At 69.1% G+C, this 18436-nt stretch carries 17 protein-coding genes; 5 read left to right on the top strand and 12 right to left on the bottom strand.

Annotation, left to right across the window (positions count from 1 at the left end; all coding sequences use genetic code 11):
- Positions 1 to 65 precede the first annotated feature (65 nt).
- From qcrB to ctaE, 4 genes are all read right to left on the bottom strand, one after another.
- Complete coding sequence (qcrB, locus tag ACZ4EG_RS14765) at positions 66 to 1697, bottom strand: cytochrome bc1 complex cytochrome b subunit (protein ID WP_453547850.1); 1632 nt, start codon at positions 1695 to 1697, stop codon at positions 66 to 68.
- Entirely contained in the window at positions 1694 to 2752 is a 1059-nt protein-coding gene (qcrA, locus tag ACZ4EG_RS14760; protein WP_453547847.1) for a cytochrome bc1 complex Rieske iron-sulfur subunit, read from the bottom strand. The genes qcrB and qcrA overlap by 4 nt, the downstream gene beginning before the upstream one ends.
- On the bottom strand, positions 2749 to 3561 hold the full coding sequence (gene qcrC, locus ACZ4EG_RS14755) for a cytochrome bc1 complex diheme cytochrome c subunit (RefSeq protein WP_453547845.1): 813 nt from the start codon (positions 3559 to 3561) through the stop codon (positions 2749 to 2751). Before qcrC ends, qcrA begins: the two co-directional genes overlap by 4 nt.
- Positions 3562 to 3642: 81 nt before the next feature.
- Positions 3643 to 4263 (bottom strand): aa3-type cytochrome oxidase subunit III, encoded by a 621-nt coding sequence (gene ctaE / locus ACZ4EG_RS14750; protein WP_390709214.1) that lies wholly within the window; start codon positions 4261 to 4263, stop codon positions 3643 to 3645.
- 190 nt (positions 4264 to 4453) lie between these two features.
- Between ctaE and ACZ4EG_RS14745 the strand changes: the two genes are divergently transcribed.
- Positions 4454 to 4855, top strand: a complete 402-nt coding sequence (locus ACZ4EG_RS14745) for a response regulator (protein WP_390709215.1) — start codon at positions 4454 to 4456, stop codon at positions 4853 to 4855.
- Between the two features lie 24 nt (positions 4856 to 4879).
- On the opposite strand, the gene ACZ4EG_RS14740 is transcribed toward ACZ4EG_RS14745, so the two are convergent.
- The 4 genes from ACZ4EG_RS14740 to ctaC all read right to left on the bottom strand — a co-directional run bounded on the left by ACZ4EG_RS14740 (position 4880) and on the right by ctaC (position 9378).
- Positions 4880 to 6145, bottom strand: a complete 1266-nt coding sequence (locus ACZ4EG_RS14740) for a L,D-transpeptidase (protein WP_453547843.1) — start codon at positions 6143 to 6145, stop codon at positions 4880 to 4882.
- Between the two features lie 145 nt (positions 6146 to 6290).
- Positions 6291 to 6689 carry a cytochrome c oxidase subunit 4 gene (locus ACZ4EG_RS14735; protein WP_453547841.1) on the bottom strand — a complete coding sequence of 133 codons (399 nt, stop codon included), beginning with the start codon at positions 6687 to 6689 and terminating at the stop codon, positions 6291 to 6293.
- The gene (ctaD, locus tag ACZ4EG_RS14730; RefSeq protein WP_453547838.1) at positions 6686 to 8422 is read right to left on the bottom strand and encodes an aa3-type cytochrome oxidase subunit I; all 1737 of its coding nucleotides are present in this window, start codon (positions 8420 to 8422) and stop codon (positions 6686 to 6688) included. Before ctaD ends, ACZ4EG_RS14735 begins: the two co-directional genes overlap by 4 nt.
- The gene (gene ctaC, locus ACZ4EG_RS14725; protein ID WP_467790894.1) at positions 8419 to 9378 is read right to left on the bottom strand and encodes an aa3-type cytochrome oxidase subunit II; all 960 of its coding nucleotides are present in this window, start codon (positions 9376 to 9378) and stop codon (positions 8419 to 8421) included. Before ctaC ends, ctaD begins: the two co-directional genes overlap by 4 nt.
- Positions 9379 to 9657: 279 nt before the next feature.
- On the opposite strand from ctaC, the gene ACZ4EG_RS14720 reads away from it, so the two are divergent.
- Complete coding sequence (locus tag ACZ4EG_RS14720) at positions 9658 to 11034, top strand: aminotransferase class V-fold PLP-dependent enzyme (RefSeq protein WP_467790893.1); 1377 nt, start codon at positions 9658 to 9660, stop codon at positions 11032 to 11034.
- On the opposite strand, the gene ACZ4EG_RS14715 is transcribed toward ACZ4EG_RS14720, so the two are convergent.
- On the bottom strand, positions 11035 to 12009 hold the full coding sequence (locus ACZ4EG_RS14715) for a carbohydrate kinase family protein (protein WP_390709221.1): 975 nt from the start codon (positions 12007 to 12009) through the stop codon (positions 11035 to 11037). It lies immediately after the preceding gene.
- Between the two features lie 130 nt (positions 12010 to 12139).
- Here ACZ4EG_RS14715 and ACZ4EG_RS14710 point away from each other — a divergent pair, with 130 nt between their 5' ends.
- Positions 12140 to 12349: a hypothetical protein gene (locus tag ACZ4EG_RS14710; RefSeq protein WP_453547832.1), complete on the top strand. Its 210-nt coding sequence runs from the start codon at positions 12140 to 12142 to the stop codon at positions 12347 to 12349.
- A gap of 132 nt (positions 12350 to 12481) precedes the next feature.
- Entirely contained in the window at positions 12482 to 14551 is a 2070-nt protein-coding gene (locus ACZ4EG_RS14705) for a hypothetical protein (protein ID WP_467790892.1), read from the top strand.
- Between the two features lie 75 nt (positions 14552 to 14626).
- Here ACZ4EG_RS14705 and ACZ4EG_RS14700 read toward each other — a convergent pair whose 3' ends face one another.
- Positions 14627 to 14983, bottom strand: a complete 357-nt coding sequence (locus ACZ4EG_RS14700; protein ID WP_363296976.1) for a HesB/IscA family protein — start codon at positions 14981 to 14983, stop codon at positions 14627 to 14629.
- Between the two features lie 252 nt (positions 14984 to 15235).
- Between ACZ4EG_RS14700 and nadA the strand changes: the two genes are divergently transcribed.
- Complete coding sequence (nadA, locus tag ACZ4EG_RS14695) at positions 15236 to 16420, top strand: quinolinate synthase NadA (RefSeq protein WP_453547828.1); 1185 nt, start codon at positions 15236 to 15238, stop codon at positions 16418 to 16420.
- Between the two features lie 79 nt (positions 16421 to 16499).
- Here the strand turns inward: nadA and ACZ4EG_RS14690 are convergent, their stop codons facing one another.
- Together ACZ4EG_RS14690 and ACZ4EG_RS14685 are read right to left on the bottom strand one after the other, a co-directional pair.
- Positions 16500 to 17183, bottom strand: a complete 684-nt coding sequence (locus ACZ4EG_RS14690; protein WP_453547826.1) for a response regulator — start codon at positions 17181 to 17183, stop codon at positions 16500 to 16502.
- Positions 17180 to 18400: a sensor histidine kinase gene (locus tag ACZ4EG_RS14685; RefSeq protein ID WP_467790891.1), complete on the bottom strand. Its 1221-nt coding sequence runs from the start codon at positions 18398 to 18400 to the stop codon at positions 17180 to 17182. Before ACZ4EG_RS14685 ends, ACZ4EG_RS14690 begins: the two co-directional genes overlap by 4 nt.
- Positions 18401 to 18436: the final 36 nt, after the last annotated feature.

Here is an 18436-nt window from a genome sequence, read left to right as displayed (position 1 = left end):
GCATGGCGAAGGGCCCCGTCCGAACACCGGACGGGGCCCCTGCCGTGGCGTGGCGTGCGCAGCGATCAGTGGTGGCCGTGGCCGCTCGTGATCTCCTTGTACTCCTCGACGGTGGCCTTCGGGATCTGGGACTCCTCGCCGTAGAGCGCGTCGCTGAGCTTGGCGCGCAGCTTCTGCGAGCCCGGCACCTTGCGCTCGACACCGTTCTCGTCGACCGTCGGGCCGATCTCGGCCGGCGCGTACTGCTCGTGCGCCGTGAGGGTGTGCAGCTGCTCCTGGCTGAGCGGCTCGTGGATCTCGATGAACTCACCGTGCGGCAGGCGCTTGATGATGCCGGTCTCGCGACCGTGCAGCACCTTCTCCCGGTCCCGGCGCTGCAGGCCGAGGCAGATCCGCTTGGTGAGGAGGAACGCCAGGACCGGTCCGACGAAGACGAAGATCCGGACGAACCAGGTGACCGCGTTGATCGACAGGTTGAAGTGCGTGGCCCACAGGTCGTTGCCACCGCCGACCAGCAGCGTCAGGTACACCGTCATCCAGGCGACACCGAGCGCGGTGCGCGTCGGGGCGTTGCGCGGGCGGTCCAGGATGTGGTGCTCGCGCTTGTCCCCGGTGATCCAGGACTCGATGAACGGGTAGACCGCGATCGCGACCAGGACCAGCGGGAAGATCATCAGCGGGATGAACACGCCCAGGACGAGCGTGTGACCCCAGAAGTTGACCTCCCAGCCCGGCATGAAGCGGATCAGGCCCTCGGAGAAGCCCATGTACCAGTCGGGCTGGGCGCCGGTGGACACCTGGTCCGGACGGTAGGGGCCCATGGCCCAGATCGGGTTGATCTGCGCGATCGCGGAGATGGCCGCGATGACACCGAAGACCAGGAAGAAGAAGCCTCCGGCCTTGGCCATGTACACCGGCAGCAGCGGCATGCCGACGACGTTCTTCTCGGACTTTCCGGGACCCGCGAACTGCGTGTGCTTGTGGTAGAAGACCAGGATCAGGTGGGCCACCATCAGCCCGAGCATGATGCCCGGCAGCAGCAGGATGTGGATCGAGTAGAACCGGGCCACGAAGTCGTGGCCGGGGAACTGACCGCCGAAGAGGAAGAACGACAGGTACGTGCCGACGATCGGCACGGACAGGACCGCGCCCTCCATGAAGCGGACACCGGTGCCGGAGAGCAGGTCGTCCGGGAGCGAGTAACCGGTGAAGCCGGTGAACATGCCCAGGACGAACAGCAGGAAGCCGAACAGCCAGTTGATCTCACGCGGCTTGCGGAACGCGCCGGTGAAGAACACGCGCATCATGTGCACGAACATGCCGGCGAGGAAGATCAGCGCGGCCCAGTGGTGGATCTGCCGGATGAGCAGACCACCGCGCACGTCGAAGGAGATGTGCAGGGTCGAGCTGAACGCCTCGGACATCAGCTGTCCCTGCAGCGGGACGTAGCTGCCGTGGTACTCCACCTCGTTCATCGACGGGTGGAAGAACAGCGTCAGATACACACCCGTGAGGATGATGATGATGAAGCTGTACATGCACACTTCGCCCAACATGAACGACCAGTGGTCGGGGAAGATCTTGCGCATGTTGGACTTGGCCAGGGAGTAGATCCCGAGCCGGCCGTCGGCCCAGTCGGCGACGCGCTCGCCGGCGGGCGCCTTGCCGCGTCGCTCGTTGTTCTCGTTGGTGCTCATCCGCGCTCCCAGAATGCAGGACCGACGGGCTCTTCGAAGTCGCCGAGCGCCTCGAGGTAGCCCTCGTCGTTCACGCCGATGCGGAGCTGCGGCAGGGCGTGACCGGCGGGGCCGAAGATCACCCGGGCACCGTCGGAGAGGTCGAAGGTGGACTGGTGGCAGGGGCACAGCACGTGGTGCGTCTGCTGCTCGTACAGCGAGATCGGGCAACCGACGTGGGTGCAGATCTTCGAGTACGCCACGATGCCCTCGTGCGACCACGCGAGCTCGCGCTTGTCCTTGATGTTGTCCGGCTGGAGCCGGACGATCATCAGGGCCGCCTTGGCGATCTCTTCCTGGAACTCCTCGTCGGTCTCCTCCAGGCCCTCGGGCTTGGCGAAGGTCAGCGAGCCGACGGCGACGTCCTCGGGACGCAGCGGCTCGTTGGTGTTCATGTTGACGAGCAGCTTGCCCTTGGCCCACAGGGTGTGCCGCAGCGAGGTCCCGGGCAGCGGGCCGAGGTCACGCAGCAGCATGACGCCGGAGAGCGGCACCAGGGCGAGCGCGCCGAACATCGTGGTGCGGATCAGCCCGCGGCGGCCGATCGCCGACTCCTTGGCACCCTGCTTGAAGTCGGCGATGACCTTCGCCTTGACCTCCGGCGGCGCCGAGATCGCGTGACGCTCGTCGGCGATCTCCACGTCGGACATCAGGGTGCGGGCCCAGTGGACCGCGCCCGCGCCGATGCAGAACAGCGCCACGGCGAGCGTCAGACCCAGCGCGAAGTTCAGCGCGCTGAGGTGACCGATCGGGAAGACGAAGATCGACTTGTCGTGCGGGATCGCCACGTACGAGGCGATGAAGGCGACGGTGGCGAGCATCGAGACCGTGAACAGCAGGGCGACGACGCGCTCGGACCGCTTGGCGGCCCGCTCGTCGATGTCCTGGATCCGGTGCTCGTGGGGCGGCAGGCCCGGGTCCGCGAACGGGTCCTTCTCGTCCGCGATGCTCACCGCGCCGTGCGCGGTCTCCTGCTCAGCGGGCAGGTTCTCTTCTGGAATGTCTTGGCTACTCATGACTTCTTGGCCTTTGCGGTCCGAGCGGCGACCCAGACGGCGACCGCGATCAATGCGCCGAGACCGAAGATCCACGCGAACAGGCCCTCGGTGACCGGCCCGAGGCCGCCCAGTTCGAGGCCGCCGGGGTTCTCCGTCTGGTCGCTGTCGACCGCGTTCAGGTACGCGATGACGTCCTTCTTGTTCTTCTCCGACAGGGTCGTGTCGGGGAAGGACGGCATGTTCTGCGGGCCGGTGAGCATGGCCTCGTAGATGTGCTTCGGGTCGACGCCCTCAAGGCTCGGCGCATACTTGCCATCGGTCAGCGCACCGCCCTTGCCGGTGAAGTTGTGGCACTGCGCGCAGTTGGTGCGGAACAGTTCACCGCCCTTGGAGATGTCCGCGCCTTCGGGGCTGTACTGCTCGCCCGTCGGCACCTGCGGACCGGCACCCAGCGAGGCGACGTACGCCGCGAGCAGGTCGATCTGGGCCTGCGTGTAGATGGGCTTCTTGCGCGGAGCCTGGGCGCCCTGGGAGGTGGCGGCGGGCATACGGCCGGTGCCGACCTGGAAGTCGACGGCCGCGGCGCCGACGCCCACCAGGCTCGGCCCGTCGGAGGAGCCCTGGCCACCGGTGCCGTGGCAGCTGGCGCAGCCGACCGAGTAGAGCTTCTTGCCCTGCTCGATGGTCAGGGACTGGGCGGTTTCATCGGCCTGCGCCTTGCTCGCGGGCGCGAACGCGGAGTACAGCCCCCCCGTGGCCGCCAGCGCGAGGAGTAGGACGACGACCGCCGCCAGCGGATGGCGTCGTCGTGCGGAGAGCTTTTTCACGGATTACCCCGGTGTCAGGATCTTCTGCGTCGATGCTTCTGGGATGTGCGTTTCGAGAAACGCGTGCGGGAACGGCCCCGGCTACTTGATCATGTAGATCGTGGCGAAGAGGCCGATCCAGACGACATCGACGAAGTGCCAGTAGTAGGACACGACGATGGCCGCGGTCGCCTGCTCGTGGGTGAACCTCTTCGCCGCGTAGGTGCGGCCGAGGACGAACAGGAAGGCGATGAGGCCGCCCGTCACGTGCATGCCGTGGAAGCCGGTGGTCAGGTAGAACACCGAGCCGTACGGGTCGGAGGAGAGCGAGAGCCCGTCCTTCTTCACCAGCTCGGTGTACTCGTAGATCTGACCGCCGATGAAGATCGCACCCATGATGAAGGTGACGGTGAACCAGGCCCGGAGCTTCTTCACGTCACCGCGCTCGGCGGCGAAGACGCCCATCTGGCAGGTGAAGGAGGAGAGCACCAGGATCGTGGTGTTCGTCGCCGAGAACGGGAAGTTCAAGGCCTCGGCCATGTGCTTCCAGTGCTCGGGACCGGTCACCGATCGAAGGGTGAAGTACATCGCGAAGAGGGCCGCGAAGAACATCAGCTCGGAACTCAGCCAGATGATGGTTCCGACGCTGGTGAGGTTCGGCCGATTGACCGACGGGTGCGCGTGCCCGGTATCTACTGTCGTTGCTGTCGCCACGACCGACATTATGTCGGTCGCTTATCCCGCCCTCACTCCGGGGGGTGCCGTTCGGAGTGTCCGTACCGTGTGTACTGCCCGGATGGCCCATCCAGCGGTCTTTCGAAGTCCTGTCCGAGCCGCTGTTGACACGGTGTCGGAAGGGGTAGCATCCGGCCCATCGGTCCTGTCCGTACGACGCTGACGTCCCGGAGGAACAATGCAGCCGACCGCCACGGTGCTGGTCTACAGCGACGACTCCAACACCCGCGAGCAGGTGCGGCTCGCCACCGGACGCAGGCCGGCTCCGGATGTCCCTGTGGTGGAGTTCGTGGAATGCGCGACTCCCGCGGCCGTTCTGACGGAGCTGGACAAGGGTGGCATCGACGTCTGCGTGCTGGACGGCGAGGCCGTGCCCATGGGGGGCATGGGCCTGTGCCGCCAGATCAAGGACGAGGTGTTCAACTGCCCGCCGGTGCTCCTGCTGATCGGCCGCCCGCAGGACGCGTGGCTGGCCACCTGGAGCCGCGCCGACGCGGCTGTGACGCTCCCTGTGGAGCCGGTGGAGTTCGCCGGTGCCCTGGCGTCCCTGCTGCGGCAGAAGAGGCTCCAGAGCGCCTAGGAGCCCGGGGGCGTCCCGGGGCGGTCATACCGCCGTCGGCCGGAGGCGGTCCGCGTCCTGGGGCTTCGGGGCGTCCTGCTTGCCGTTGGTCAGGGCGCTGCCCGTGCGCCACTTGGCCCAGTCGAGGTTCCAGTCGCCGAAGCCGTTGCCGAACGGCTCCATCTCGTGCCCGTTGGAGTTGACGACCTTGACCAGGTCGCCGGGGTGGAACGTGTCGAAGAACCACTCGGCGTTGCTGGTGTTCATACCGGTGCAGCCGTGGCTGACGTTCGCGGACCCCTGGGAGCCCACCGACCAGGGTGCCGCGTGCACGTACTCGCCGGACCAGGTGACGCGGGTCGCGTAGTACACCGGCAGGTCGTAGGAGTCGGAGCTGTCCTCGGAGATACCGACGGTGGTCCCGCGCATCCGTACGAAGTACTGCTTCTCCAGCACCACCTTGACGCCGTTGCGGGTCTCGAAGCCGGGCTTTCCGGTGGTGACCGGGATCGTGTTGATCAGCGCGTCGTTCTTGTAGACCGTCATGGAGTGCGCCGAGGCGTCCGTGACGCCCAGGATCTTGTCGCCCGTGGTGATCGTCAGCGGCTTGGCCTTGCCGCCCCACAGCCGGTCGCCGATCTTCACGCCCTCCAGGTTGCTGTGCACCAGGATGGTCGCGTGGGCGGGCCAGTAGTCCTTGGGGCGGAAGTGCAGTTGCTTGTCGTTCACCCAGTACCAGGTGCCGTCCGCGGCGGGCGTGGAGTCCACCCTGAGGGCGCGCTCGACGACGGCCCGCTGGGCCTTGTCCTTGACGGGCTGGTTGAGGTCGGCCGTGATGGGCTGCCCGACGCCGTACTGGCCCGCCTTGGGCCCGAAGGTGACGTCCAGGGTCTTCTTGGTGGTGGGCTTGCTGGTGTCGAAGGTGAGGACCTTGCGGCCGGGGGCCCCGTCCTCGTCCTCGGTGCTGACCCGCACCGTGTAGTGGGCGTCCGCGGCCAGCGGGGAGGTGCTGTGCCAGCGGCTGCCGTCTGCGGCCAGTTCACCCGCCACATAGCGTCCCGTCGAGTCGGTGGCCGTGACGTCCGTGATGCGTCCCTCACCGTCCTCCGCGGTGACCTCCAGGGGCTTGTCCGGGTCGACCTTCTTCCCCGCCCCGGTGGGGCTGTTGAAGGAGATCTGGTCCGCTGCGTCGTACGGCTCGGCCGCCAGCGGGTTTTCGTCCGAACCACACGCGGTGGCGCCGGCGCCCAGGGCGGTCACCAGCAGCGTGCAGCCGACGACGACGGTGCGGGTGCGCGGAGAGGTTCTCATGGCCTCACGCTAAGAAGCTTCGTCGCCCGCGGCGCGGTGGGTGAGGCCGAACGGGGGACGGGCGCGGGGCGCCCCCGCACCGCAAAGGAAGGAGCCCGGACCTCCTGACGGAGTGTCCGGGCTCCCCTGTTGGCGCGGCGCCGTGCTACTGGGTGCGGTTCTCACCGTGGTAGTACTCGAAGACCCAGCCGAACAGGCCGATCAGGATGATCGGCGCCGAGAAGTACAGCAGCCACCAGCCGACCGCGACACCGAGGAAGGCCAGCGCGCCACCGATGCCTACGGCGAGCGGCTGCCAGCTGTGCGGGCTGAAGAAGCCCAGCTCGCCCGCGTCGTCCGCGACGTCGGCCTCCTTGTTGTCCTGGGCACCCGCGTCGACCCGCCGGGCGGTGAAGCCCAGGTAGAAGCCGACCATGATGCTCAGGCCGAAGGCCAGGAAGAGCGCCGTGGTACCGGCCGGCTCCTTCGACCACACGCCATAGACGACCGCCATGGCGAGGAAGAAGACGCTCAGCCAGATGAACAACCGGCCCTGGATCTTCACTTGCCGGCCTCCTTGTTGCCCGCGATGGCGCTGCTGCCGTGACCGGCGAGCTCCAGCTGCTCCATGGCGGCGATCTCCGGGTGGTGCAGGTCGAACGCCGGGGATTCACTGCGGATCCGCGGCAGGGTGAGGAAGTTGTGGCGCGGCGGCGGGCAGGAGGTCGCCCACTCCAGCGAGCGGCCGTAGCCCCACGGGTCGTCGACGCCGACCGGCTTGCCGTACTTGGCCGTCTTCCACACGTTGTAGAGGAACGGCAGGACCGACAGGCCGAGCAGGAACGAGCTGATCGTCGAGACCGTGTTCAGGGCGGTGAACCCGTCGGCCGCGAGGTAGTCCGCGTAACGGCGCGGCATGCCCTCGACGCCCAGCCAGTGCTGGACCAGGAACGTGCCGTGGAAGCCGAGGAACAGCGTCCAGAAGGTGATCTTGCCGAGACGCTCGTCCAGCATCTTGCCGGTGAACTTCGGCCACCAGAAGTGGAAGCCGGAGAACATCGCGAAGACGACCGTGCCGAACACCACGTAGTGGAAGTGCGCCACCACGAAGTACGAGTCCGAGACGTGGAAGTCCATCGGCGGCGAGGCCAGGATGACACCGGTCAGACCACCGAACGTGAAGGTGATCAGGAAGCCGGTCGCCCAGAGCATCGGTGTCTCGAACGACAGCGAGCCCTTCCACATGGTGCCGATCCAGTTGAAGAACTTCACCCCGGTCGGGACCGCGATCAGGAAGGTCATGAAGGAGAAGAACGGCAGCAGCACACCGCCGGTGACGTACATGTGGTGGGCCCACACGGTCACGGACAGACCGGCGATCGAGATGGTCGCCGCGATCAGACCCATGTAGCCGAACATCGGCTTGCGGGAGAAGACCGGGATGACCTCGGAGATGATGCCGAAGAACGGCAGCGCGATGATGTACACCTCTGGATGGCCGAAGAACCAGAAGAGGTGTTGCCACAGCAGGGCTCCGCCGTTGGCGGAATCAAATACATGGGCGCCGAACTTGCGGTCCGCCTCCAGGGCGAACAGCGCGGCCGCGAGGACCGGGAACACGATCAGGGCCAGCAGCGCGGTCAGCAGCACGTTCCACACGAAGATCGGCATGCGGAACATGGTCATGCCCGGGGCGCGCATGCAGATGATCGTGGTGATGAAGTTGACCGAGCCGAGGATGGTGCCGAAGCCGGACAGGGCCAGACCCATGATCCACATGTCGGCGCCGATGCCCGGCGAGCGGACCGCGTCCGACAGCGGGGAGTAGGCGAACCAGCCGAAGTCGGCCGCGCCGTCCGGGGTGAGGAAGCCACCGACCGCGATCGTCGAGCCGAACAGGTACAGCCAGTAGGCGAACATGTTCAGGCGGGGGAAGGCGACGTCGGGGGCACCGATCTGGAGCGGCATGATCCAGTTCGTGAAGCCGGCGAACAGCGGCGTCGCGAACATCAGCAGCATGATCGTGCCGTGCATCGTGAACGCCTGGTTGAACTGCTCGTTCGACATGAACTGCAGGCCCGGACGGGCCAGCTCGGCACGCATGAGCAGTGCCATCACGCCGCCGATCAGGAAGAACGCGAACGACGTGACGAGGTACAGCGTTCCGATCGTCTTGTGGTCGGTGGTCGTCAGCCACTTCACCACGACGTTGCCGGGCTGCTTGCGCCTGACCGGCAGCTCGTTCTCGTACGAGTCTTCAGCTGCCGCGGCACCCTGGGGTTCGTTGAGGATGCTCACAGGTTGTTCGTCTCCCGGTTCTTCTCGTGCGGCGTCTGCGCGATGCCGGCGGGAATGTAACCGGTCTGCCCCTTCTTGGCGAGGTCCTTGAGGTGCTGCTCGTAACGCTCGGGAGAGACGACCTTCACGTTGAACAGCATCCGGGAGTGGTCGACGCCGCAGAGCTCGGCGCACTTGCCGAGGAACGTGCCCTCCTGGGTGGGAATCACCTGGAAGGCGTTGGTGTGGCCCGGGATGACGTCCACCTTCATCAGGAACGGCACCACCCAGAAGGAGTGGATGACGTCACGCGAGGTGAGGACGAAACGGACCGTCTTGCCCTTGGGGAGCCAGAGGGTCGGGCCGGGGTTGCCGGTCTGCGGGTTCTTCGTGCCGGGCGTACCGACGTCGTAGACACCGCCGGCGTTCGCCGGGAAGTCCTTCTTCAACCGGTCCGGAATGGCGAGCAGTTCCGGGGACGTCTTGGCGTTGCCGGTGGAACCGGGCACGTCCGCGACGTAGTTGAAGCCCCAGCTCCACTGGAAGCCGACCACGTTGACCGTGACGTCGGGCTTCTTGGAGAGGTCCAGGAGCTTCGTCTCGTCCCGGGCCGTGAAGTAGAACAGAACCGAGATGATGATGATCGGGACCACCGTGTACAGGGCCTCGATCGGCATGTTGTACCGGGTCTGCGGAGGTACCTCGACCTTGGTGCGGCTGCGCCTGTGGAACATGGCCGCCCAGAGGATCAGGCCCCACACCAGCACGCCGACGGCGAGCGCGGCAGCCCAGGAGCCCTGCCACAGGGAGAGGATCCGCGGAGCCTCTTCCGTGACCGGGGTGGGCATACCAAGGCGGGGGAAGTCCTTGTATGTGCAACCGGTAGCGGTCGCCAGGACCAGGCCCGCGGTCATTGCCTGCAGCAGCTTCCGCCGCATCGGGCGCCGCGGCGAGCGGTCGGAGCCGTTGGGACTCACGTAGCGCCTTCCCGAGAGTCTCGCCCGCGCGGTTGGCTGCGGCCTTCTCGCTGGTCGGTCGCCGTCCTGCGTCGGGCAGGGGTTTGATGTTTATGCGGACCAAACCCTAGCCGACGCCCTCCGGGGGTTCGAGGGGAGGGTGCCATACGCGCTGCGGGTCACCCGAAAGCGCCGAGTAGCTCGGAGGTTCGGGTGGTTTGGCGGGTGCGGGATCGTCTCGGCTGGTTGCGCAGTTCCCCGCGCCCCTGGTCGACGTACCCCAAGCTTTAACGTTGCTGTATGTCCTACTTCGACGCCGCCTCCGGCGCTCCCCTTCATCCTGTTGCCCGTCAGGCGTTGTTGGCCTCTCTCGACGAGGGGTGGGCCGATCCCTCCCGGCTCTACCGGGAAGGGTGCAGGGCCAGGCTGCTGCTCGACGCCGCGCGGGAGGCGGCTGCCGAGGCTGTGGGGTGTCGGGGTGATGAGCTGGTGTTCACATCGTCCGGTACGCGTGCCGTGCACATGGGAGTCGCGGGTGCGTTGGCCGGGCGTCGGCGGGTCGGACGTCACTTGATCGTGTCAGCGGTCGAACACTCCTCGGTGCTCCATTCGGCGGAGGCGTTCGAGGCGGACGGCGGGACGGTGACGCGGGTGCCGGTGCTGCGTTCGGGTGCGGTGAGCGTCGAGTCGTACGAGAAGGAGCTGCGGCCGGACACCGCGCTGGCCTGTCTGCAGTCGGCCAACCACGAGGTGGGGACCGAGCAGCCGGTCGCGGCGGTGGCCGAGGCGTGCCGGGCGGCCGGGGTGCCACTGCTGGTGGACGCGGCCCAGTCGCTGGGCTGGGGGCGGGTGGAGGGCGACTGGTCGCTGCTTGCGGCGAGCGCCCACAAGTGGGGCGGGCCGTCCGGGGTCGGGCTGCTCGTCGTGCGCAAGGGAGTGCGGTTCGCCTCCCAAGGGCCCGTGGACGAGCGGGAGTCGGGGCGTGCGGCCGGGTTCGAGAACATCCCGGCCGTCGTGGCCGCGGCCGCCTCACTGCGGGCGGTACGGGCGGAGGCGGCCGCCGAGGCGGTACGGCTGCGGGAGCTGACGGAGCGGATCCGGGCGCGGGTACCGCGGTTGGTGCCGGACGTGGAGGTGGTCGGCGATCCGGAACACCGGCTGCCCGGGATCGTCACCTTCTCCTGTCTCTATGTCGACGGAGAGACCCTGCTGCACGAGTTGGACCGGGAGGGTTTCTCCGTATCGTCCGGATCGTCCTGCACGAGCAGCACGCTGACGCCGAGCCATGTACTGAAGGCGATGGGGGTGCTGAGCGAGGGGAACGTACGGGTGTCGCTGCCGCCGGGGACGGCCGAGGAAGACGTCGAGCGGTTCCTCGGGGTGCTCGCGGGGGCGGTGGCCGGGGTACGGGAGAAGCTGGGGGCGCCGGCTCCGGCGACCGTGGTGCGGGCCGAGGAGCTGGTGGTGGACGCCCTCGGCAAGCGCTGCCCGATCCCGGTGATCGAGCTGGCCAAGGTCATCGGGGATGTGCCGGTGGGCGGCACGGTGCGGGTCCTGTCGGACGACGAGGCGGCCCGGCTGGACATTCCCGCGTGGTGCGAGATGCGGGGGCAGGAGTACGTGGGTGAGGAGCCGGCGGACCAGGGGTCGGCGTACGTGGTCCGCCGGGTGTCCTGATCAGGCCAGGTGCGCCTGGACCTCGGCGGCGGCGTCATGGCCGTACGCCTTGGTGAAGCGGTCCATGAAGTGGGCGCGGCGCAGCTGGTACTCCTGGGTGCCGACCGTCTCGATGACGAGGGTGGCGAGCATGCAGCCGACCTGGGCGGCGCGCTCCAGGGAGACACCCCACGCGAGGCCGGAGAGGAAGCCGGCGCGGAAGGCGTCGCCGACGCCGGTGGGGTCGGCCTTGCGCTCCTCCTCCGGGCAGCCGACCTCGATCGGGTCCTCGCCGGCCCGCTCGATGCGGACGCCGCGGGAGCCGAGGGTGGTGACGCGGTGGCCGACCTTGCCGAGGATCTCCTCGTCGGTCCAGCCGGTCTTGGACTCGATGAGGCCCTTCTCGTACTCGTTGGAGAAGAGGTACCTCGCGCCGTCCAGCAGTATCCGGATCTCTTCGCCGTCCATGCGGGCGATCTGCTGGGAGAAGTCGGCGGCGAACGCGATGGAACGGGAGCGGCACTCCTCCGTGTGGCGGAGCATCGCCTCCGGGTCGTCGGCGCCGATCAGGACCAGGTCGAGGCCGTCGACGCGGTCCGCGACGGTCTTCAGCTCGATGAGGCGGGCCTCGCTCATCGCGCCCGTGTAGAAGGAGCCGATCTGGTTGTGGTCCGCGTCGGTGGTGCACACGAAGCGGGCGGTGTGCAGGGTCTCGGAGATACGGACCGACTCGGTGTCGACACCGTGCCGGTCGAGCCACGCACGGTAGTCGTCGAAGTCGAAGCCCGCGGCGCCGACCAGGATCGGCTTCGAGCCGAGCTGTCCCATGCCGAAGGCGATGTTCGCGGCTACGCCGCCCCGGCGTACGTCCAGGTTGTCGACCAGGAAGGAGAGCGAGACCGTGTGCAGCTGGTCCGCGACGAACTGGTCGGCGAAGCGGCCGGGAAAGGTCATGAGGTGGTCGGTGGCGATGGAGCCGGTGACTGCGATGCGCACGGCGGGGACTCTCCTGGAGGGAGGCGGGTTGACAGTTCACGCTACCGGGTTCGGGCTGGGCTCTGAAGTTGGCAAAACTACCCGATAGTAGATCTTTCTTCGCGCGGCTCGACGTGCTTACGGTTCCGCCATGACGAACCTGAAGGTCCATGCCTCCGCTCCGGCCGACCTCGACGGCGACCTGGCGTCGCTGCGCGGGGACTGTGCGCGGATGGCTCCCCACTGGGCCGCTCCCGAGCACATCGATGCCCGTCCGGTCTCCCCGTCACTCATCCACGGCGTGAAGGTCCCGGCCAGGTCCGCCCGGCTGCTGGACGCGATGTCCGACTACGGCGACTGAGTGGTGCCCCAAGTGAAGTACGCCCCCTGATCCGCCCCGGCGCCTTTCAGGGAACCGCGCGCTCCCCCGCTGCGTCCCATTGCCGTCCCCCGTGAAGGGGATGCGGGATACGACCCAGCGAGGAGCGATGCGGTGAACACCGAGCGACCCGACCACGACGACGCGGAGGCCTCCGGCGGGCCGCGGAACACGGAGCCCGGCGACGGAACTCCCACGGGCGACTCGGAGACGACGCAGGCGCCGGGCACGGCCCTCGAAGCAACGGCCGGCGAGGTCGCGGAGGCGTCCGCCGGTACGTCCGCTGCCCCGGGGGCGCAGGACGGCGAAGCCACGGGACCGGAGGCCACGCGCGAAGCGCCCGGTGACGGTGAAGACGCCGAGCCCGAGGCCGCCGGGCCCCGGGCCGCACGCGGAACAGCGGGCGCGGAGGCCACCGGGCCGGAGGCCGGGCGCACGGATTCGGACAGCGCCGCCCTTGCGCCGACGACCGAAGCCCAGGCTCCAGGCACCGACGCCACCGAGGCCGCAGCCGGGCACAGGACGGCGGACGACGAGCCCGCCGGGCCGGAGGCCGGGCGCACGGGCGCGGACAGCGCCGTCGGCGCCGACGGCGTGCCGTCGGTCGACGCGGGGACTGAAGTCGCTGGGGCGGAGCGTGTCGGTTTCGGGGCGGGCCGTGAGGTTCCCGAGGTCGCACACGGCTTCGGCGGCGGGGATGAGCGGAGCGGGCGGCGGCGGTCGGTGGCGCTCGTTGCTTCTGTTGCGGCCGCCGTGTTGCTGGTCGGTGGTGGTGGGGCGTATCTGGCCGCGCATGCCGGTGGTGGCCCGGGAGGGAGCAGCGGGTCGGGGGCGCCCGGGGGGGAAGGGACTCCCCCGCCGCTCGCCCTTGACGGCTATGCCTCCGCGTCGGGCGGTACGAACGGCATCGCGCCCGGTGAGCCCAATCCGTACGGCGTGACGTACGAGGCGAGCGGCAAGCTGCCCGACGGGCCCGGCTCGGCGGCCGTGTACCGGCCGGCCGGGGAGGTCACCAAGGACGAGGTGGCCCGGCTGGCCGAGCCGTTCGGGATCGACGGGACGCCGGTGGCCGAGGGGCAGACCTGGCGGGTCGGGCCGGACAAGGACGGCTCGGGGCCGAGTCTGCAGGTGAACAGGCAGGCGCCGGGCAGCTGGACCTTCAGCCGGTACGCGCCGGGCACCGACAACTGCAAGAGCACCCTGGTCTGCGCCCAGGACCCCGGGGCCCCGGCCGGCGACCCGGTGAGCGTGGCGGCCGCGCAGAAGGCCGCGGCACCGATCCTGAAGGCGCTGGGCCAGGACGACGCGAAGGCCGACGCGAGCCAGGTGATGGGCGCCCAGCGGGTGGTGAACGCCGATCCGGTGGTCGGCGGCCTGCCCACCTACGGCTGGACGACCGGTCTGACCGTCGGCAGGCAGGGTGAGGTGATCGGCGGCTACGGGCTGCTGAAGACGCCGGTCAAGGGCGACACGTATCCCGTGCTGAGCGCGCGGAAGACGCTGGACCTGATGAACTCGGCACCGCGGACCGACGCGCGCATGGGCATCGGCGGCTGTGCCACCCCCGTACCGCTGAAGGACCGGCTCGAACAGCCCTGCAGCGCGTCGACGTCGGCACCGACCTCGCCGCTGTCGGCGACTCCCACCCCGGCGCAGGACCCGTCCACGGTCATGGTGGACCGCGCGGTGTTCGGGCTGGCCTCGCACTCGGTCGAGGGGCGGCAGGCGCTGGTGCCGTCCTGGCTGTTCGAGGTGGCGGGGTCGCAGGCGCGGGGCTCCTTCACGGTGACGTACCCGGCGGTCGACCCGAAGTATCTGACCTCGTCGGCGCCGGCCACGGAACCGACCGCACCGGGCGGTGAGCCGAGCTCGGCGCCGAAGACGAGGGACGTCCACGTCGACGGCTACACGGCCGACGACAAGGAACTGACCGTGAGCTTCATGGGCGGGGTGTGCGCCGACTACACGGCCTCCGCGGACGAGAGCGCGGACCGGGTGACGGTCACCGTGACCGAGAAGCCGTGGCCCAACAAGATCTGCATCATGATCGCCAAGCAGTTCCAGCAGACCGTCCAACTGGACGAACCTCTCGGCACCCGCAAGGTCGTCGGCTCGGACGACAAGGAGATCCCGCTGCGGAAGCCGGGAGCACGGCTGCCACAGCCGTCCTCGGCGACGCGCTAGCCGCGGCGCGGGGATGCGCGAAGGCGGCGGCCCCGTCGGAGGGGGCCGCCGCCTTCGCGGTGTTCGGGGTGCGGTTCAGCTGAAGGAGTCGCCGCAGGCGCAGGAGCCGGTCGCGTTCGGGTTGTCGATCGTGAAGCCCTGCTTCTCGATCGTGTCCACGAAGTCGACGGTGGCGCCGCCCAGGTACGGGGCGCTCATGCGGTCGGTGACGACCTTGACCCCGTCGAAGTCCTTCTCGACGTCGCCGTCGAGCGAACGCTCGTCGAAGAACAGCTGGTAGCGCAGGCCGGAGCAGCCGCCGGGCTGGACGGCGACGCGCAGCGCGAGGTCGTCACGGCCTTCCTGGTCGAGCAGGGCCCTGACCTTGGACGCCGCGGCGTCGGTCAGAACGATGCCGTCGGTGACGGTGGTGGTCTCGTCCGATACGGACATCTATCTCTCCCGGGTTGTACGGAGACTGCTTGCCGACAGTGCAACCGGCGGGGCCCACGAATTCATTCCAGGCCGAGCACTTGCGTTTTCGGTTCCTCTTCATGCTCGCACACGCGTCGTGGAGCGAACAGTGAACCCGGGTCCGGCCCGGCGGGATTCACGTCACATCGACGCTATCGCCATCGTCAAACTGACGTGAACCGGTTATGATAGATAGCGTCAGTTAGACGAAAAGAAGAAAGGGTGCGTGTCGTGACCACCGCCCAGACCCAGGAGCTCGACGTACAGCCGACTCCCCTCGCCCTGCTGCTCCTCGGCCGTGAGGCCGACCCCAAGAGCGAGCGCGGCGTCGAATGCCCCGGCGACCTGCCCGCGCCGTCCGACCCGGACCTGGTCGAGCGCGCCCGCGCGGCCAAGGAAAAGCTCGGTGACAAGGTCTTCGTGCTCGGCCATCACTACCAGCGCGACGAGGTCATCCAGTTCGCCGACGTCACGGGCGACTCCTTCAAGCTGGCGCGGGACGCGGCGGCGCGCCCGGAGGCCGAGTACATCGTCTTCTGCGGCGTTCACTTCATGGCCGAGTCGGCCGACATCCTGACGTCCGACGACCAGAAGGTCGTCCTGCCCGACCTGGCCGCCGGCTGCTCCATGGCCGACATGGCCACGGCCGAGCAGGTGGCGGAGTGCTGGGACGTGCTGACGGAGGCCGGCGTAGCCGAGCAGGTCGTGCCCGTCTCGTACATGAACTCCTCCGCGGACATCAAGGCGTTCACGGGCAAGCACGGCGGCACGATCTGCACCTCCTCGAACGCCAAGCGGGCCCTTGAGTGGGCCTTCGAGCAGGGCGAGAAGGTCCTGTTCCTGCCGGACCAGCACCTGGGCCGCAACACCGCCGTCCGCGACATGGGCCTGTCCCTCGCGGACTGCGTCGTCTACAACCCGCACAAGCCGAACGGCGGCCTGACCGCCGACGAGCTGCGCGCGGCGAAGATGATCCTGTGGCGGGGCCACTGCTCGGTCCACGGCCGCTTCAACATGGACTCGGTCAACGAGGTGCGCGCCCGGATCCCCGGTGTGAACGTCCTGGTCCACCCCGAGTGCACGCACGAGGTCGTGGCCGCCGCCGACTACGTCGGCTCCACGGAGTACATCATCAAGACCCTGGAGGCCGCCCCGGCCGGGTCCAAGTGGGCCATCGGCACGGAGCTGAACCTGGTCCGCCGGCTGGCGAACCGCTACGCGCCCGAGGGCAAGGAGATCGTCTTCCTCGACAAGACGGTCTGCTTCTGCTCGACCATGAACCGCATCGACCTGCCCCACCTGGTCTGGGCCCTGGAGTCCCTGGCCGACGGCAACCTGGTCAACCGCATCGAGGTCGACAAGGAGACCGAGGCGTTCGCCAAGCTGGCGCTGGAGCGCATGCTGGCGCTGCCGTAAAAGAAGCACCCCGCATAGACCGGAGCGGTGCCCCTCATGACGAGGGGCACCGCTTTTTCCGGCCCGCGAGACGGCGGAGTCAGTCCGTTCTGGGGCGCACCAGGCCCGACTCGTACGCGATCACCACGAGCTGCGCCCGGTCGCGGGCGCCCAGTTTGGCCATGGCCCGGTTGACGTGCGTCTTCACCGTCAGCGGGCTGACCTGCAGACGCTCGGCGATCTCGTCGTTGGAGTGGCCGCCGGCGACCTGGACCAGCACCTCCCGCTCCCGGCCCGTGAGGGCGTTCAGCCGGTCGGAGCGGGCGGGGTCACGGCCGTCGCCCCCCGCGTCGCCCTGGGCGAGGAAGCGGGCGATCAGGCCCTTGGTCGCCGTCGGCGAGAGCAGGGCCTCGCCGCCCGCGGCGATCCGGATGGCGCTGAGGAGCTCCTCGGGCTCCGACCCCTTGCCGAGGAAGCCGGAAGCGCCCGCGCGCAGCGCCTGCACCACGTAGTCGTCGACCTCGAAGGTCGTCAGGATCACCACACGGACCTCCGTGAGAGAAGGGTCGGTGCTGATCAGGCGGGTGGCCGCGAGGCCGTCGGTGCCCGGCATCCGGATGTCCATCAGGACGACGTCGGCCTGCCGCTCCCGGGTCAGCCGTACCGCCTCCGCGCCGTCGGACGCCTCGCCCACGACCTCCATGTCGGGCTCGGAGTCGACGAGCACCCGGAACGCGCTGCGGAGCAGTGCCTGGTCGTCGGCGAGCAGGACACGGATCGTCATGCGGTCTCCCCCGTCGCGGCGGTGCGGGTCTTGACCGGAAGGATCGCATGCACGCGAAAGCCGCCTCCGTAGCGGGGACCCGTGGTGAGGGTGCCGCGCAGGGCCGTGACGCGTTCCCGCATGCCGAGCAGTCCGTGGCCGCCGCCCACCTCGACGGTGGCGTCGTCCCCGGAGCCGTCGTCGAGGACGGTGACCTCGACGTTCGGTCCCACGCGTACGACGCTGACCTCGGCCCTGGCTTCGGGGCCCGCGTGCTTCTGCACATTGGTCAGGGCCTCCTGGATGATCCGGTACGCGGCCAGGTCGACGGCGGCGGGCAGTGCGGTGCCCTGGTCGGCGCGGGCGACCTGGACCGGGAGGCCGGCGCTGCGGAAGGTGCCGGCGAGTTCGTCGAGCCGGCTGAGGCCGGGGGCCGGCTCGGTGGGGGCCTCGGGGTCGCCGGACTGGCGGAGCAGACCGACGGTGGCGCGGAGCTCGTTGAGCGCGGAGCGGCTGGCCTCGCGCACATGCGCGAGGGCCTCCTTGGCCTGGTCGGGGCGCTTGTCCATGACATGGGCGGCGACCCCGGCCTGCACGTTGACCAGGGCGATGTGATGGGCGACGACGTCGTGCAGATCGCGGGCGATGCGCAGCCGCTCCTCGGCGACGCGCCGCCGGGCCTCCTCCTCCCGGGTGCGCTCCGCGCGCTCGGCGCGCTCCCGCATGGCCCGGACGACCGTACGGCGGCTGCGGACGGCGTCTCCGGCGGTGGCGCCGATGCCGGTCCAGGCGAAGATGGCGAGGTTCTCCTGGGCGTACCAGGGCAGCGGGCCGGCGAGCATGGCGGCGCCGGTCAGCACGGTCATGGTGAGCAGGCCGATGCGCCAGGTGGTGGGCCGGTCGGTGGTGGAGGCGACGGTGTAGAGGGCGACCACGGCGGCCATCGCGACCGGTGCGCGGGGGTCACCGGTGACACACTCGACCAAGGCGACGGTGCCGGTGATCGCGAGGACCGTCTTGGGGGCGCTGCGGCGGAAGACGAGCGCGGCGGCACCGACGGTCATGAGGACGAGGCTGAGCAGGTCCGGGCTGCGGATGCCCCAGATGACGTCGGCCTCCCCGTGGGGGTCCACGAAGGAGCCGACGACCATGCACACCAGAGCGCCCGCCGCGATCGCCGCGTCGAGCGCGAGGGGGTGCGCTTTCAGCCGGCTGCGGGCGCGTTCCAGGGTGCTCACGGGGTGAACAGTACGTCGCGGGATGCCGCCGCCCCC

It is taken from the genome of Streptomyces sp. NPDC025638, from assembly GCF_055558775.1.
Note: the sequence above shows the minus strand (reverse complement) of the source record. Positions and strands in the feature narration are given on the sequence as shown.